The 15,080-nt window shown below is 69.1% G+C and carries 17 protein-coding genes and 1 other RNA gene; 9 read left to right on the forward strand and 9 right to left on the reverse strand.

Annotated features, from left to right (window positions below; all coding sequences use genetic code 11):
- Positions 1 to 179: 179 nt before the first annotated feature.
- The 3 genes from F6X38_RS16325 to gap all read right to left on the reverse strand — a co-directional run bounded on the left by F6X38_RS16325 (position 180) and on the right by gap (position 3,761).
- Positions 180 to 2,030 (reverse strand): potassium/proton antiporter, encoded by a 1,851-nt coding sequence (locus F6X38_RS16325; RefSeq protein WP_150971458.1) that lies wholly within the window; start codon positions 2,028 to 2,030, stop codon positions 180 to 182.
- Positions 2,031 to 2,173: 143 nt separating this feature from the next.
- Positions 2,174 to 2,740 (reverse strand): putative glycolipid-binding domain-containing protein, encoded by a 567-nt coding sequence (locus F6X38_RS16330; protein WP_150971699.1) that lies wholly within the window; start codon positions 2,738 to 2,740, stop codon positions 2,174 to 2,176.
- 7 nt (positions 2,741 to 2,747) lie between these two features.
- Positions 2,748 to 3,761 (reverse strand): type I glyceraldehyde-3-phosphate dehydrogenase, encoded by a 1,014-nt coding sequence (gene gap, locus F6X38_RS16335; RefSeq protein WP_150971460.1) that lies wholly within the window; start codon positions 3,759 to 3,761, stop codon positions 2,748 to 2,750.
- Between the two features lie 218 nt (positions 3,762 to 3,979).
- Between gap and F6X38_RS16340 the strand changes: the two genes are divergently transcribed.
- The 3 genes from F6X38_RS16340 (at position 3,980) to F6X38_RS16350 (ending at position 5,991) form a co-directional block, all read left to right on the forward strand.
- A complete protein-coding gene (locus F6X38_RS16340) occupies positions 3,980 to 4,264 on the forward strand; it encodes a DUF4164 domain-containing protein (protein ID WP_150971462.1) in 285 nt (94 codons plus the stop codon).
- Between the two features lie 3 nt (positions 4,265 to 4,267).
- A complete protein-coding gene (locus F6X38_RS16345; RefSeq protein ID WP_150971464.1) occupies positions 4,268 to 4,630 on the forward strand; it encodes a cell division protein ZapA in 363 nt (120 codons plus the stop codon).
- A gap of 92 nt (positions 4,631 to 4,722) precedes the next feature.
- A complete protein-coding gene (locus tag F6X38_RS16350) occupies positions 4,723 to 5,991 on the forward strand; it encodes a chloride channel protein (RefSeq protein ID WP_246191389.1) in 1,269 nt (422 codons plus the stop codon).
- On the opposite strand, the gene F6X38_RS16355 is transcribed toward F6X38_RS16350, so the two are convergent.
- Positions 5,973 to 6,734, reverse strand: a complete 762-nt coding sequence (locus F6X38_RS16355) for an ABC transporter permease (RefSeq protein WP_150971468.1) — start codon at positions 6,732 to 6,734, stop codon at positions 5,973 to 5,975. The genes F6X38_RS16350 and F6X38_RS16355 overlap by 19 nt on opposite strands.
- A complete protein-coding gene (locus F6X38_RS16360) occupies positions 6,731 to 7,705 on the reverse strand; it encodes an ABC transporter ATP-binding protein (protein WP_150971470.1) in 975 nt (324 codons plus the stop codon). Before F6X38_RS16360 ends, F6X38_RS16355 begins: the two co-directional genes overlap by 4 nt.
- 120 nt (positions 7,706 to 7,825) lie before the next feature.
- Between F6X38_RS16360 and ssrS the strand changes: the two genes are divergently transcribed.
- Positions 7,826 to 7,984: non-coding RNA, 6S RNA (gene ssrS, locus F6X38_RS16365), on the forward strand.
- Positions 7,985 to 7,999: 15 nt separating this feature from the next.
- Here the strand turns inward: ssrS and F6X38_RS16370 are convergent.
- Positions 8,000 to 8,218: a ribbon-helix-helix domain-containing protein gene (locus F6X38_RS16370; protein ID WP_150971472.1), complete on the reverse strand. Its 219-nt coding sequence runs from the start codon at positions 8,216 to 8,218 to the stop codon at positions 8,000 to 8,002.
- A 72-nt stretch (positions 8,219 to 8,290) separates the two neighbouring features.
- Between F6X38_RS16370 and F6X38_RS16375 the strand changes: the two genes are divergently transcribed.
- Complete coding sequence (locus F6X38_RS16375) at positions 8,291 to 8,854, forward strand: 5-formyltetrahydrofolate cyclo-ligase (RefSeq protein WP_150971475.1); 564 nt, start codon at positions 8,291 to 8,293, stop codon at positions 8,852 to 8,854.
- On the opposite strand, the gene F6X38_RS16380 is transcribed toward F6X38_RS16375, so the two are convergent.
- Positions 8,823 to 9,380, reverse strand: coding sequence for a CAP domain-containing protein (locus F6X38_RS16380; RefSeq protein WP_161992786.1), 558 nt, complete (start codon positions 9,378 to 9,380; stop codon positions 8,823 to 8,825). The genes F6X38_RS16375 and F6X38_RS16380 overlap by 32 nt on opposite strands.
- A 115-nt stretch (positions 9,381 to 9,495) precedes the next feature.
- On the opposite strand from F6X38_RS16380, the gene F6X38_RS16385 reads away from it, so the two are divergent.
- The 3 genes from F6X38_RS16385 to F6X38_RS16395 all read left to right on the forward strand — a co-directional run bounded on the left by F6X38_RS16385 (position 9,496) and on the right by F6X38_RS16395 (position 12,122).
- On the forward strand, positions 9,496 to 10,113 hold the full coding sequence (locus F6X38_RS16385) for a glutathione S-transferase family protein (protein WP_150971479.1): 618 nt from the start codon (positions 9,496 to 9,498) through the stop codon (positions 10,111 to 10,113).
- Positions 10,114 to 10,938 carry a TIGR00282 family metallophosphoesterase gene (locus F6X38_RS16390; protein ID WP_150971481.1) on the forward strand — a complete coding sequence of 275 codons (825 nt, stop codon included), beginning with the start codon at positions 10,114 to 10,116 and terminating at the stop codon, positions 10,936 to 10,938.
- Positions 10,939 to 11,048: 110 nt separating this feature from the next.
- Entirely contained in the window at positions 11,049 to 12,122 is a 1,074-nt protein-coding gene (locus F6X38_RS16395; protein WP_246191390.1) for a TerC family protein, read from the forward strand.
- A 17-nt stretch (positions 12,123 to 12,139) separates the two neighbouring features.
- Here the strand turns inward: F6X38_RS16395 and F6X38_RS16400 are convergent, their stop codons facing one another.
- Positions 12,140 to 12,955 (reverse strand): MBL fold metallo-hydrolase, encoded by an 816-nt coding sequence (locus F6X38_RS16400; RefSeq protein WP_150971483.1) that lies wholly within the window; start codon positions 12,953 to 12,955, stop codon positions 12,140 to 12,142.
- A gap of 170 nt (positions 12,956 to 13,125) precedes the next feature.
- On the opposite strand from F6X38_RS16400, the gene F6X38_RS16405 reads away from it, so the two are divergent.
- Positions 13,126 to 13,875 (forward strand): YebC/PmpR family DNA-binding transcriptional regulator, encoded by a 750-nt coding sequence (locus F6X38_RS16405; RefSeq protein WP_150971485.1) that lies wholly within the window; start codon positions 13,126 to 13,128, stop codon positions 13,873 to 13,875.
- Between the two features lie 12 nt (positions 13,876 to 13,887).
- Here the strand turns inward: F6X38_RS16405 and F6X38_RS16410 are convergent, their stop codons facing one another.
- Positions 13,888 to 14,961: a serine hydrolase domain-containing protein gene (locus tag F6X38_RS16410; RefSeq protein WP_150971487.1), complete on the reverse strand. Its 1,074-nt coding sequence runs from the start codon at positions 14,959 to 14,961 to the stop codon at positions 13,888 to 13,890.
- Positions 14,962 to 15,080: the final 119 nt, after the last annotated feature.

Below are 15,080 nucleotides of genomic sequence, written 5' to 3' on the forward strand. Positions count from 1 at the left end.
GCGAGCGCCCTGCTGGTCCTTTTTCCACGACCTCCTGCAGCTTCAGGATGATGGAATCGAAGAAAGGGGTGATTGTTTCCCGGGTAATGCAATAGGGCGACTCACCGTTCGACCGTATCTCGCCACCTCGTCCGACCCAGGTGCCATCATGCGGGCGGCTCGGCGGACGGGGATAAGCCCTAACGCGGCAGGGGGTCGGCGGCGGGCGGCTCTTGCGCCGGCTCCGGCCCGTCGGGCGGCGGCGGGGCCTTGCGGGCGCGGAGGCGCTTCCACCAGCCGCGCAGATTCAGGAACAGCGGGATCTCCGCCTCGCGGTTCGCCTCCGGGTCGAGCGCGACGCCGGCCGCCGCGATCGCGCCGTCCTCGTCGGTGTCGCGCACCACGAGGTCGACCGGCCCGACCGGCACCCGGTCGCCGTACTCGGCACGGCCGCCGAGCGCCTCCGTCATCCATTCGCCGATCGGCCGGCCCGCGTCGTCCGGCGCGAGCGCCAGGTCGTAGGCGGAGGCCAGGAAACGCATCGGCCGCCGCGGGTCGACGGGAAAGTCGCCGAAGAACTCGGCGTCGTCGGGGCCGAGCGCGACGGGGCTGGCGAACAGGCGGTCGAGCAGGCGCGGATAGCGCGGCGAGACGAAGAGGTAGACGTAGTCGTTCGCCTGGAGGCGGCCGGCATACTGGAAGCGCATCGACTGGCCGTCGCGGATGACGAGCGAGGGCCGCGCCCAGCGCGGCAGCCGCTCGCCCCGCGCGACCGGGCTGCCCGGCACGACGCGGTAGGAGAGGAGCTCGTGATGCGCCGAGCCCGGCAGTTCCAGCTCCACCTTCTCCACCGGGCCGATGCGCGGCGGCACGAGGATGCCGAGCCATTTCGCGACGGGGCCGATCGTCCAGCCCTGCACGAGCAGCGACGCGAGGACGATGATGAAGGCGACGTTGAAGATCGTGCGGTCCGCGTCGAGGCCGTAGATCAGCGGCACGATGGCGAGGAGGATCGACACCGAGCCTCTGAGGCCCACCCACGAGATGAAGGCCGTCTCGCGCGAGTTGAAGTCGAAGGGCAGCATGCAGAACCAGACCGCGATCGGCCGGGCGACGAAGATCAGCACCGCCGCCAGCGCCAGGGCGGCGAGCGCGATCTCGCCGAACTGCGACGGCGTCGCGAGGAGGCCGAGTACCAGGAACATCACGATCTGCGCCAGCCAGGTCATGCCGTCGGAGAATTGCCGGAGCGTCGGGCCCGAGCGCACGCGGCTGTTGCCGACGACGAGGCCGGCGACGTATGCCGCGAGGAAGCCCGAACCCTCCACCGCGCCGGTCGCAGCGAAGAGCAGCATGGCGAGCGCCAGCGCGAAGATGGGGGCGAGGCCGCGTTCAAGCCGGAGGCGGTTCAGCGCCCGGGCGATCACCCAGCCGCCGCCGAGGCCCGCGGCGAGGCCGAGGCCCATCTGCTGCGCGAACAGGAGCGCGAGCTCCCATCCGAAGCCGTGGCCGCCGCTTTCGCCGAGGAGTTCCACCAGCGTGATCGTCAGGAAGATCGCCATCGGATCGTTCGAACCGGACTCGACCTCCAGCGTCGAGATCACCCGGTCGCGGACGCTGATGCCGCCGACGCGCAGGAGAAAGAAGACGGCCGCGGCGTCCGTCGAGCCGACGATCGCGCCGAGCAGCACGCCTTCGAGAAGCGGGAGGCCGAGCACGTAGCTCGCCGCGAGCCCGAAGATCGCCGCGGTGATCGGCACGCCGAGGACGGCCAGCGTCACGGCGGGCGCCGCCGACTGGCGGAAGGCGCGGAACGGCGTCTCGATGCCGGAATCGAACAGGATGATCGCCAGCGCGATCGAGCCGACGAAATAGGCGAGGCGCGCGTCGTTGAAGTGGAGGCCGAGCCCGTCCTCGCCGGCGAGGAGGCCGATGCCGAGGAAGAGCAGGAGCAGGGGAGCGCCGAAACGGGCGGCGAGCAGGCTGGAGAAGGCCGCGAACAGCACCAGGAGGGTGCCGACGAGGATCACGACGTACATGGATTCCAGCATGATCGCTTCTGCGGTCTCCTCGCGTCTCGAACGGCAGGCGGCGCGAAGCGCTTCCCGAGGGAATCACTTCTCCGGCCCGAGGTCCTGCGTCCGAACTCTATCCGGCGGTTTGGTGGCGCGCGAAGCGAAAACGCCCGTCCCGTTCAGAGCCGGCGGAACAGCGTCGGATAGTCGGTGACGAGGCCGTCCGCGTCGAGCGGCAGCTCCGCGACGAAGCTCCGGTCGGAAGCCTCGTAACGGCACAGCCGTCCGTCCTCGATCGCCGAGTAGCGTTGCGCGTCGCGGATCGGCTCCAGCGTGTCGAAGGGCACGTAGAGCATCGCGAGTTCGATGGCGCCCTGCGCTTCGGTCAGCTCGAGACGCCGGATCGGCAGGGTATTGGTGAAGGGCGTCGCGGAGAGGTCGATGTCGATGCAGCCGTCGAATTCGGCGCGGGCGCGGCCCTCGGCGTCCTGCCAGCGGCCGGGCTCGGGCGAGGTCATGGCGAGGCGGCGGCCGGTCGCGTCGCCCACTTCGAATCCGGCGACGCGCCAACCCGCGTCGCAGCGGATGCGGTAGCTCGCCCCGTAGGGCGAACCGCCGCGCTCGCCCACCACGACGGAGCGTGCCTCGATGCGTCCGTCGCCGAGCGCTTCGACGGTCAGGTGCTCCAGCCCCTCGCCCTCCGCCGGCCGCCAGCGGACGGTTCGGCGAACGAGGGGCCGGAACAGCCCCATGTCAGGCAGCGGCGAAGGCGACCGCCGTGTCGCACATGCGGTTCGAGAAGCCCCACTCGTTGTCGTACCAGGACAGGATGCGCACGAAGTTGCCGTCCATGACCTTTGTCTGGCCCATGTGGAAGATCGAGGAGTGCGGGTCGTGGTTGAAGTCCGACGAGACGTTGGGCGCGTCCGTGTAGCCGAGGATGCCCTTCAGCGGCCCGTCCGCGGCCTCGCGGACGAGGTTCTCGACCTCCTCCACCGAGGTGTTCCGCTTGGCGACGAACTTGAAGTCCACCACCGAGACGTTCGGCGTCGGCACGCGGATCGAGACGCCGTCGAGCCGACCTTTGAGCTCCGGCAGCACCAGCGCCACGGCCTTCGCCGCGCCGGTGGTGGTCGGGATCATCGAGAGGGCCGCCGCTCTGGCGCGGTAGAGGTCCTTGTGCATCGTGTCCAGCGTCGGCTGGTCGCCCGTGTAGGAATGGATCGTCGTCATGAAGCCCTTATCGATGCCGAGCCCTTCGTGGAGGACCTTAGCGACGGGGGCGAGGCAGTTCGTGGTGCAGGAGGCGTTCGAGATGATGCGGTCGTCGCCGTTCAGGGTCTTCTCGTTGACGCCGAAGACGATGGTCTTCTCGCCCTGGCTCGGGTTCGTCAGCGGGCCGGAGACCAGCACCTTCCTCGCGCCGGCTTCGAGATGGAGGCCCGCCTTCGCCGGGTCGGTGAAGATGCCGGTGCATTCCATCAGGACGTCGACGCCGACCTGCCCCCAAGGCAGCGCCTTCGGATCGCGCTCGGCATAGACCTTCATCGGCCCGCGGCCGACGTCGATCGTGTCGCCCGAAACCTTCACCTCGTGCGGGAAGCGGCCGTGCACCGAGTCGAAGCGGATCAGGTGCGCGTTGGTCTCGACGGGGCCGAGATCGTTGATCGCGACCACTTCGAGGTCGGTGCGGCCCGATTCCACGATCGCGCGCAGGACGTTGCGGCCGATGCGGCCGAATCCGTTGATGGCAACGCGCACAGTCATTCTCGCACCCTCCTTCGGGGATCGCGGGCAGGCCGGGCGGCGGACGGTCCGCCGCCCTCGGTCGCTCAGGCGCCTTCTTAAGGGTTTTCTCGGTCGCGTAAAGCCGACCGCGCCCATTCTCGGCCGGGCCGAGTTTAGCGGTTGAAAGCGTAGGCCAAATGCCGCAAGGCTCGGCGAGGCTCTTTCGTTTCCTCGTTCCGGTTCGCGTCGCCCGTCCCATGTCCGCCGACTCCCCCCTGCAAAGAGCGAGCGCCCGCCTCGAAGCGGCGCTCGGCCGTCTCGAAGCCGCGATCGACGTGCAGTCCGAGCGCGAGGGCGTGGTGAAGGGCGTCGAGGAGGAGATCCAGCGGATGACGGCGGATCGCGGCCGGCTGGCGGGCGAGCTCGACGTCGCCTTGTCGCGCACCGAGCGGTTGGAGCAGACGAACCGCGAGGTGTCGCGCCGGCTGGTCAGCGCGATGGAGACGATCCGCAGCGTCCTCGAGAAGCGCAAGGAGGGCTGAGGCGTGCCCCAGGTCGTCGTCAGCATCGACGGGAAGACCTTCCGCATGGCCTGCGCGGAAGGGGAGGAGGCGCATCTCTCGGGGCTGGCTCAGGAGGTGGATGCCCGCGTCAACGAACTGCGCAAGAGCTTCGGCGAGATCGGCGACCAGCGGCTGGTCGTGATGGCGGCGATCATGGCGACGGACGAGCTTTCCGAGCAGCGCCGGCGCGTCGCGGCGCTGGAGCAGAGCCTCGCCGAGACAGAGCGGGCGCACCAGGACGCGCTCCGGCGCGCCGAAGCCGGCGAGGAACGCCTCGTCGCCCATCTCGACGCCATCTCGGACGCCATCGACCGCGCCGCCGGGCGGCTCGGCGGCCAGTCCTGACACCCGCCGCCAGGCAGGACCGAACCGGCCCGCGATCCCGCCGCGGGCGGCGGCGCGTCCTGCTTTCGCGCCTCGTTTGGCGCCAGCGCATCGTGTTCCTCCTCGGCGCGCTGGCGGTCGGCCTCGTCAGCATCGCCTTCGCGGCCGCCGCCGACCGGTGCCAGGAGCTGTTCGCCGCCGCGGTCGGGCGCTTCGCCTGGCTGCCGCTCGTCGCGACGCCGACGCTGTTTCTCCTGTCCGCGCTGCTCGCCCACGCCTGCTTTCCCGGCTCGCAGGGCAGCGGCATCCCGCAGGCGATGGCGGCGCGGCAGTTGCGAAGCCGCCGCGAGCGCCGAGGCCTCCTGTCGCCGCGTCTCGCCGCCGGCAAGATCGCCTTGACGCTCCTCGGCCTCCTGGCGGGCGGCTCGGTTGGACGCGAAGGGCCGACCGTGCAGATCGGCGCCTCGATGATGCTGGAAGCGGCCCGGATCGGACGCCTGCGCGAGGCGCGCGGGCTGATCCTCGCGGGATCGGCGGCCGGCGTCGCCGCCGCCTTCAACACGCCGCTCGCCGGCATCGTGTTCGCGATCGAGGAGATGAGCCGCTCCTTCGAGCAGCGCACGAGCGGCCTCGTGCTCTACGCGGTGATCGTCGCCGGCCTCGTGTCGCTCGGGCTGCTCGGCAACTACAGCTATTTCGGCGACGCGGCGGCCACCGCCGCCTCGCCGCGCGACTGGGTGCTCGTCGTCGCGTGCGGCGCCTGCGGCGGCTTGGCGGGCGGCCTGTTCTCGCGCGCGCTGCTCGACGGCCTGCGTTTCGTCCGGCGGATCGCCGCCCAGCATGTGCTCGCCCGCACGCTCGTCGTCGCCCTCGGCTGCGGCCTCGTCGTCGCGCTGATCGGCATGGCGAGCGGCGGCGCGACCTTCGGCACCGGCTACCAGCCGGCGCGCGCGGCCGTCGAAGGCGCGGCGCCGCCGGCCTGGTTCTGGCTGGCGAAGCTCGCCGCGACGCTGGCGACCGCCCTGTCCGGCATTCCGGGCGGCATCTTCGCGCCCTCGCTCGCGGTCGGAGCCGGCCTCGGCAGCGCGCTCGGCGGCCTGTTCTCGGGCTCGCCGAGCCTCGCCGCCATCGTCGGCATGGCCGGCTACTTCTCCGGCGTCGTCCAGGCGCCGATCACCGCCTTCGTCATCATCCTGGAGATGACCCGCGGCGACGCGGCGGTGCTGCCGCTGATGGTGGCCGCCGTGCTCGGCTACGGGGTCTCGCGCCTCGTCTCGCCGCATTCGCTCTATCACGGCCTCGCCGCCGACTTCGTCGAGCGGGCGCGCCCGGAGCCGGCGGGCGGAGACGCGCCGGCAGAGGCTCAGCTCTTCAGCCGGTAGCCGGTGCGGAACATCCAGGCGATCACGGCGAGGCAGACGCCCATGAAGGCCAGCGTCGCGAGAAGGCTCCAGCCGACCGGCACGTCGGCCTGCCCGTAGAAGCTCCAGCGAAAGCCCGAGACGAGGTAGACCACCGGGTTGAACAGCGTCACGGTCTGCCAGAAGGGCGGCAGCATCGAGATCGAATAGAAGCTGCCGCCGAGGAAGGTCAGCGGCGTCACGACGAGCAGCGGCACGATCTGCAGCTTCTCGAACCCGTCCGCCCAGATGCCGATGATGAAGCCGAGCAGGCTGAAGGTCACGGCGGTGAGGACGAGGAACAGGAGCATCACGAGCGGATGCTCGATCCTGACCGGCACGAACAGCGTCGAGGTCACGAGGATGATCAGGCCGAGCGCGATCGACTTCGTCGCCGCCGCCCCGACATAGGCGATCGTCACCTCGACGAAGGAGACGGGCGCCGAGAGGATCTCGTAGATCGTGCCGGAAAAGCGCGGGAAGTAGATGCCGAACGAGGCGTTCGACACGCTCTGCGTCAGGAGCGAGAGCATGATCAGGCCCGGCACGATGAAGGCGCCATAGCTGACCCCATCGATCGCCTGCATCCGGGAGCCGATCGCCGAGCCGAAAACCACGAAATAGAGCGCGGTCGAGATCACCGGCGCGACCACGCTCTGGAACAGCGTGCGGAAGGTGCGGTTCATCTCGAAGCGGTAGACCGCCTTGATGGCTTCGGCGTTCACGCGCGTCGCTCCCCGATCAGCCCGACGAAGATGTCCTCCAGCGAGGACTGGCGCGTCTGGAGATCGCGGTAGCGCAGGCCCGCCTCCGAGACGTCGGCGAGGAGCCGCGTGATGCCGGTGCGATGCGATTGCGTGTCGTAGGTGTAGGTCAGCGTCGTGCCGTCGGCGGAGCGCTCCAGATGGTAAGGCTCCAGAGCCTCCGGCACGGCGTCGAGCGGCTCGGACAGGACGAGGAGCAACTGCTTCCGCCCGAGCTTGCGCATCAGCTCGGCCTTCTCCTCGACCAGGATGATCTCGCCTTTCGCGATGACGCCGACGCGGTCGGCCATCTCCTCGGCTTCCTCGATATAGTGGGTGGTGAGGATCACGGTGACGCCCGCCTCGCGCAGGCGCCGCACCAGCGCCCACATGTCCTGCCGGAGCTGCACGTCGACGCCGGCGGTCGGCTCGTCGAGGAAGAGGACGCGCGGTTCGTGGGCGAGGGCCTTGGCGATGAGGACGCGCCGCTTCATGCCGCCCGACAGCGTCACGATCTTCGCGTCGCGCTTGTCCCAGAGCGAGAGGTCGCGCAGCACCTTCTCGATATGGGCGGGGTTCGGCTTGCAGCCGAACAGGCCGCGCGAGAACGTCACGGTCGCGCGCACCGACTCGAAGGCGTCGGTGGTCAGTTCCTGCGGCACGAGGCCGATCAGCGAGCGGGTGCGGCGGAAGTCGGCGAGGATGTCGTGGCCGGCGACGCGCACCGTGCCGCCGCTCGGGTTCACGATGCCGCAGACGATCGAGATCAGCGTCGTCTTGCCCGCGCCGTTCGGCCCGAGCAGCGCGAAGATCTCGCCTTCGCGGATGGTGAGGTCGACGGAGCGCAGCGCGTCGAGGCCGCTCGCATAGCGCTTCGTCAAACCGGCGATCTCGATGATCGGCCGGCGCTCGCCGACCGCGGGAGGTCCGGCCGCTCGTTCGGCTTCATACATGCGTGGCGTCTCCGGCGGCACCGGCCGTGCCCGGCAGGCGGCTTCTATCGCATCCGACGATGAAAATGAAAATGCGCCGCGGGCTGGTGCGGCGCGCCGATCGGGCCTATCTTCCGTCCCGGCGGGCTGCGCGGTTCGACAGGGATAACTTATTCCCCGGGGCCTTACGCATCCCTTAGGGAGCTGTCCCTGACCCGGCCCCTGGGCCGGGACACACGGCGCCCACCTACTCTGTAGGTTCCCGGGATCGATCTTCTCATCGGCCGAGGTGGCTCGCCGCTTCTCCTCGCCGCCTCAGGCGGCGGGCTTCGGCGCGTCGGCGGCGGTCGGCAGGTCGACTTCTTCCAGGTTCTCCTCGACCAGTTCCTCCAGCATCGCGTCCTCGCGGTCGAGCGCCTGCAGGGCTTCCTGCACCACTTCGCTCGGCGAGGCATACTTGCCGCTGGCCATCCGCTCCTCCAGTGTTTGAGCTTCCTCGCCGAGATCGACGGTGACGGTTTTGGTATCGGACATGCTGCGGCTTGCGCTCCGGTGCGAGCGGCCCGATAGCGGCCGCGATATCAACGGGCTATAAGGCGAAAGGTGATGTCCGGTTCCTCCGACGAGAAGGCGCGGCTGCGCGGGGAAGCGCTCGCGAGGCGCGACGCGATGCCGGAAACGGCGCGGATCGAGGCGTCGCTGGAGGTCGCCGAGCGGGTCGTGGACGAACTTTCCTTCGACCCCAGCGCGGTCGTCTCCGGCTTCCTGCCGATCCGCTCCGAGATCGACCCGCGCCCGCTGATGGCGGCGCTTGCCGATCGCGGCGCGCGCATCTGCGTCCCCGCGATCGTCGAGGACAGGCTCGAATTCCGCGAGCTGGTGCGCGGCGCGCCGCTCGTCCCGCAGGGCTTCGGCACCTATGCGCCGGGCGAGGGCACCGCCGTCCTCCGTCCGACGCTGATGCTCGTGCCGCTCGCCGCCTTCGATCGGCGGTGTCACCGCATCGGCTACGGTCGCGGCTACTACGACCGGGCGATCGCGGCCCTTCGCCCGCTCGCGACCGTCGGCCTCGCCTTCGCATGCCTGGAGGTCGCCGCCGTGCCGGACGAGCCGCACGACGTCGCGCTCGACTTCGTCGTCACCGAATCTGCAATCCACCGAAGCGCATGACCGGCGAGCCATCGGCCGCGACCAGCGCGTCGAGGGACCCTACGCGCGGCCGGCCGAAGATCTGCGTCCAATAGATGCGGCCGGTCGTCTTGTCCTTCGCGGCGGCGAAGCCGGCCTCCGTCATCTTCGGGTCGAGGAGGTTGCGCCGGTGGCCGGCCGACTTCTCCCAGCCGACCATCGCCTCGTCGAAATCCTTCTGGCCCATCGCGATGTTCTCGGCCGCGGTCGAAAACTGGTAGCCGTAGCGCTTGATGCGCTGGGGCAGGGGGCCGTCGACATAGTGGTCCATGTCGGCCTTCGCCGCCATCGCCTTCGACTGCGCCTCGGCCGCCTCGACGAGGCGCGGCTCGGTCGTGAGCGCCCCGAGGCCGTTCGCGGCGCGGAAGGCGTTGACGCTCTTCAGCGCGGTTTCCTGGCTGAACTCCTCTGGTTCCGTTTCGCGCGGCGGGGTCAGCACCGACACCGCGTTGCATCCTGCCAGCGCCGCGCCGAGCGCCGCGACCGCCACCAACCTTCCGCTTCCCATGCCCCTCGCGTCCCCGCTCGCCCGCTCTAGCTCTTGACTGTCGCGCCCGAACCTCCCCCAAGGCTTGGGCCGGACGTGCCACAGCATCGAACTCTGGCGGAGGCAAGGCGGCGTGATGATCGAGCTCTATACCTGGACGACGCCGAACGGCGAGAAGCCCGTGATCATGCTGGAGGAGATCGGCCTCCCCTACGAGATGGCGCTGGTCGACATCTCGACCGGCATCCAGAAGCAGGCGGCCTTCCTCGAGATCAATCCGAACGGACGCATCCCGGCGATCTCCGACGACGGCGAGCGGGTGTTCGAGTCCGGCGCGATCCTGATCCACCTCGCCGAGAAGACCGGCAAGCTTCTGCCGAAGGACGGGCGCGAGCGGATGGAGGCCTTGTCCTGGACCTTCTTCCAGGTCGGCGGCACCGGCCCGATGATCGGCCAGCTCCACCATTTCCGCAACGCGCCGGAGAAGATCCCCTACGCGCTGAAGCGCTACGAGGACGAATCGCGGCGCCTGCTCGGCGTCTTGGAATCGCGCCTGCAGCGCAACGATTGGCTGTCCGGCGGCGACTACTCGATCGCCGACATCATGAACTTCTCCTGGGCGCGCTCCGGCCTCGACGCGGTCGACGGCCACGCGACCTTCCCGATGCTGGCGAAATGGGTGGAGCGGATCGGCGAGCGCGACGCGGTCAAGCGGGCGCTGGCGAAGCTGAAGGCGGCCAAGGCGGACCTCTAGATGCGCTTCCTGTTCCTTGGCGACATGGTGGGCCGCTCCGGCCGCGCCGCCGTCTTCGAGCGGCTGCCCGGCCTCGTTTCCGATCTGAAACTCGACTTCGTCGTGGTGAACGGCGAGAACGCCGCCGGCGGCTTCGGCATCACCGAGGAGATCTTCGCCGAGACCCTCGATGCCGGCGCCGACGTCGTCACCACCGGCAACCACGTCTGGGACCAGCGCGAGGCGATCGAATTCGCGCCCCGGCAGGAGCGGTTCCTCCGGCCGGCCAACTTCCCGCCCGGCACGCCGGGCCGCGGCTCGAACCTCTACGAGGCGAGGAACGGCGCACGGGTGCTCGTCGCCAACGTCATGGGGCGTGCCTTCATGCATCCGGCCCTCGACGACCCGTTCCGTGCCGCGGCGGCGATCGTCGAAGCCTGTCCCCTCGGCGTCGAGGCCGACGCGGTGGTCTTCGACTTCCACGCCGAGGCGACCAGCGAGAAGCAGTGCTTCGGGCATTTCCTCGACGGGCGGGTCTCGGTCGTCGTCGGCACCCACACGCACGTCCCGACCGCCGACCAGCAGATCCTCGCCCACGGCACCGCCTACCAGTCGGATGCCGGCATGTGTGGCGACTACGATTCCTCGCTCGGCATGGAAAAGGAGGAGCCGCTGAACCGCTTCCTCACCGCCGTGCCGCGCGGCCGCTTCGAGGCGGCGGGCGGGCCGGCGACGATCTGCGGCCTCGCGGTGGAGATTTCCGACCGCACCGGCCTCGCCGAGAAGGTCGCGGCGCTGCGGCTCGGACCGCGGCTGGAGGAGGCGCTGCCGGCCTTCTGGAGTTGAGCGTTGACGCTGCCGTAACGAAATCGTGGGGTCGGAAGGTTACAGTGTTGTAATCCTGTCCGCCGTCGCCATCTTCGCTCCGCCGTCGAAGTGGCGCGAAGGAGAAGTGCGTGGAGCAGGGGGTATCGGGCGCGACCGCGCAGACGGCGGTCACGGGGCTGGCGTCGGCCGATGCCCTGCCGACCTGGGTCTGGCTGGCGACGATCGGGGCCATCGCGGCGATCTTCGTCTTCGACTTCTTCACCCACGTGCGTAAACCCCACGAGCCGAGCTTCAAGGAATCGGCGATCTGGTCGACCTTCTACGTCGCCATCGCGCTCGTCTTCGGCGTCGGCGTCTGGTATTTCTGGGACCGCGAGCACGGCGTCGAGTACTTTGCCGGCTTCATCACCGAGAAGTCGCTGTCGGTCGACAACCTCTTCGTCTTCGTGATCATCATGAAGAGCTTCCAGGTGCCGCGCGAGTACCAGCAGCGCGCGCTGCTGGTCGGCATCGTGATGGCGCTGGTGATGCGCGGCATCTTCATCGCGCTCGGCGCGGCGGCCATCGAGCGCTTCTCCTGGGTGTTCTACCTGTTCGGCATCTTCCTGATCTGGACCGCCTGGAAACTCGCGGCGGAAAGCCTGGCGCACGGCGCGAAGTCGACCGACGACGCCTACGAGCCGAACGGCATCGTGAAGTGGTTCCAGGGCCACCTGCCGACCACCGACAAGTTCCACGGCGCCGCCTTCAGCGTGGTCGAGAACGGCAAGCGCTTCTTCACGCCGATGGCGATCGTCATCGTCGCGCTCGGCATGACCGACCTCCTGTTCGCGCTGGACTCGATCCCGGCGATCTACGGACTGACGGACGCGCCGTATATCGTGTTCACCGCCAACGCCTTCGCGCTGCTCGGCCTCCTGCAGCTCTACTTCCTGCTCGGCGGGCTGCTCGACCGGCTGGTCTATCTCGGCATCGGCCTGTCGCTGATCCTCGCCTTCATCGGCGTGAAGCTGATCGTCCATGCGGTCGAGGCGAACACGCTGCCGTTCCTCAACGGCGGCCAGCCGATCGCCGTGCCGGGCTGGCTGCACATCGACACGACGACCTCGCTTGGCATCATCGTCGGCATCCTCGCGATCACCACGGTCGCGAGCCTCTTGAAGAGCCGGTCGTCGGCCGAGCCGGCGAAGGAAACGCGCTGAGGCGAGCCGGCGGGGGCTCACACCCCGTCGAGGAGGATCACGGTCGGGCGTTTCGGCAGGCTTTTCGGCGACAGCGTCAGCGTCGGCCCGGCGATCCGCTCAACCGCGAAGTCCGGCAGTCGCCCGAGGAACTCGTCCATCCGGCCGCGGAAATTGTGCATCGGCAGAACGACGCGCGACTGCAGCCGCTCGACCATCGCCGCCATCGAGCCCTGGCTCATCGTGTAGCCGCCGTCCACCGGCACCATCACCACGTCGAGCCGGCCGATCGCGGCGAACTGCGCGTCGGTCAGCTCGAAATGCAGGTGTCCGAGATGGCCGATGCAGAGGCCCGCCGTCTCGAACACGAAGATCGAGTTGCCGTCCTTCTCCACCCCGCCGCCCCAGTTGCGGATGTCGCTCGGGACGTTGCGCACGAGCACGTCGTCAACGGAAAGGTTGTGGTGCGCCGCGCCGCCGGCGGGGTTCCAGCCGCGCAGGACGTATTCGATCCCCGGATCCGGATGGTTCGTATAGTGCGTCGAATGCGCCTTGTTCATCGTCGCGATGCGCGGAACCGTGTCGCCGGAAAAACCGGAATAGTCGGTCGCGATCGTCACGCCGGCCGGGCTGCGGATCAGGTAGGTCGAATGCTGGACGAAGGTGATCGCCACCTCGCCGGCATCCCGCGCGGCGAGCCAGGTCGGCGGCTCGACTTCGAGCGAAGCGAAGGTCGCCTTCGGGATCGCCTCGGCGATCGCCTGGCAGGTGGAAGGCTGCGCATCCTGCGCGCGCGCCGAAAGGCTCCAGAGCGAAAGAAGGGCGGCGGCGAGGAAAGCGAAGCGGCGCGGCATCGGGCGGTCTCCGGGCGAGGCGGGCGCGTTCGAGGCTAAAGCGGCCTAGGCCGATCCCCCGCATCATTTTCCCGGCATCGCTCGCGGCTCGGCACGGTTCTGGACGGCGCGGCGGCGATTTTTTATAGGAGCGGCACTTCCGGAAAGACGTTTCGATCCAAGGGTGCCTCATGGCCGGCCATTCGCAGTTCAAGAACATCATGCACCGCAAGGGCCGGCAGGACGCGGTGCGCTCGAAGCTGTTCTCGAAGCTCGCCCGCGAGATCACGGTCGCGGCGAAGACCGGCATGCCGGACCCGAACATGAACCCGCGCCTGCGCCTCGCGGTGAACAACGCCAAGGCCGAGTCGATGCCGAAGGACAACATCGACCGCGCCATCAAGAAGGCGCTCGGCGGCGATACCGAGAACTACGACGAGGTGCGCTACGAGGGCTACGGCCCGGGCGGGGTCGCGGTCATCGTCGAGGCCCTGACCGACAACCGCAACCGCACCGCATCGAACGTCCGCTCCTACTTCACCAAGGCCGGTGGCGCGCTCGGCGAGTCCGGCTCGGTGTCGTTCATGTTCGACCGGGTCGGCGAGATCGTCTATTCGGCCAAGGCTGGCGACGCGGACAAGGTGATGGAGGCCGCGATCGAGGCGGGCGCCGACGACGTCGCCTCGGACGAGGACGGCCACCGCATCACCACCGCCTTCGGCGATATCGGCGAGGTCTCGGCGGCGCTGGAAGGGCTGCTCGGGCCGGCGGACAGCGTCAAGTCGGTCTGGCGACCGCAGACCGGCACGCCGGTCGACGAAGAGAAGGCGCAGACCATCCTGAAGCTCATCGACAGCCTCGACGAGGACGACGACGTGCAGAACGTCTACGCCAACTTCGAGATCGACGAGGCGACGATGGCCAAACTCTCCGCGGCCTGATCCACACCCGTCTCAGCCGGCTGGGTCGGCCGGCGCTCCTGTTGCGGCCGGGACGGGAGCGGGAACGGGCCTGCCTGCCGTTTCGCCGATGATCTCGGCCACGATTCCGTGCAGCGCTTCCTTGTAGCCGGTGCGGGCAGACGGCGCGCCGTCGTCGGAGGTCATCGCGATCGTGAGGCCGAGGTCCGGCACGACGTAGATCATCTGCCCGCCGTATCCCCAGCCGTAATGCACGTCGTGGCCCTCGAGCCGCAGGCCGAACCAGCCGTAGCCGTAGTCGTCGCCGCTCCAGCGTGTCGTCGTGCGCTTTACGAAGGATTCGCGCACCCAGGCTTCCGGCACGACCTGCCGACCGTCCGGCGTCCGGCCGCCGTTGCGGTAGAGCTCGCCGAACCGGAAAAGCGAGCGGGGCGTCATCGCCATCTGGTTGCCGCCGAGATAGATGCCTTGCGGATCGCGCTCCCAGGCCGCGATCTCGATGCCGGCGTCCCCAAGCCATTCCCGCGCGAGCTGCAGCGTCGACCGGCCCGACGCCTTCGTCAGAATGGCGGAGAGGAGATGCGAGGAGCCGGTGGAATAGAGCATCTCCGCTCCCGGCTCGGCGACGAACGGCCGGGCGAGGGCGGCGCGCACCCAGTCGCGCGACGAGATCCAGGCGCCGTAGTTCGGCCCCGACGTGCGCTCCAGCCCCGCCTGCATCGACAGGAGGTTGCCGACCGTGATCTTCGCGAGGCGCGGATCCGGGTTCGGCGGCAGCTTACCCGCGAGAAGCGGCGCGACCGGCTGGTCGACGCCTTCCAGCACGCCCTTGTCGATCGCGATGCCGACGAGCGCCGAAACCACCGACTTCGACGCCGACTTGACGTTGGTCGGGCGGCCCGGCGAGCCGCCACGAAAGCCTTCCTCCACGACGACCGCGCCGTCCCGCCCGACGATCAGCGTCCGCAACGGCTGGAGGTCTCGTGCCCGCTCGACCACCGCCGCGAACGGTCGCGGCTCGTCGGGAGAGGACCGATCCTGCGCGTGTGCCGGAACGCAAGCGAGAACCCCGGCGACGATGATGGGCAGCAACGAAAGTTTGCTCATCCGGCGAAGTTAGTTCGCCCGCCCATCCTCGCCGAGCCGCCTCATGCGGTTGTGACCCCGGTGCGAGCATTCGGCTAATTTCACTCTATGTTTCACTTTTGTTCACTTTCCGTCTGCAT

The sequence above is a fragment of the Plantimonas leprariae genome (assembly GCF_008802405.1).
Lineage (GTDB): Bacteria > Pseudomonadota > Alphaproteobacteria > Rhizobiales > Rhizobiaceae > Plantimonas > Plantimonas leprariae.